The organism is Stenotrophomonas sp. 3diitr2024 (assembly GCF_042136455.1).
GTDB lineage: Bacteria > Pseudomonadota > Gammaproteobacteria > Xanthomonadales > Xanthomonadaceae > Stenotrophomonas > Stenotrophomonas sepilia.
This window is the reverse complement of record NZ_JBHHMJ010000817.1, coordinates 1-269: the sequence shown is the minus strand read 5'-3', so window position 1 is coordinate 269 and position 269 is coordinate 1. Positions and strand designations below refer to the sequence as shown.

Annotated in this window: 1 pseudogene; it reads left to right on the top strand. The window is 75.1% G+C overall.

Going from position 1 to position 269, the window contains the following annotated elements:
* Window positions 1-129 precede the first annotated feature (129 nt).
* Window positions 130-269, top strand: a pseudogene (locus ABGA94_RS21830) (OPT/YSL family transporter); the annotation flags it as partial.

Here is a 269-nt window from a genome sequence, read left to right as displayed (position 1 = left end):
CCGTGGGCCGGGGTGTTCCCCGCCCCGGCCCCGGTGCCATCGGTCGAGATGCCGCCGCGTGCCCTGCGGCGGCTGCTCGGCCATTTCCCGACCGGCGTGGCCATCGTCTGCGCGCGCGATGCACAGGGCAAGCCGGTCGGTGCCGGCGGTGCGCCGCTGGGTGCGGTGGCCGCGATCATGATCGGCGCGGTGGTGTGCTGCGCCGCCGCGGTCGGCGGTGACAACCTGCAGGACCTCAAGGCCGGTTACATCGTCGGTGCCACCCCGTG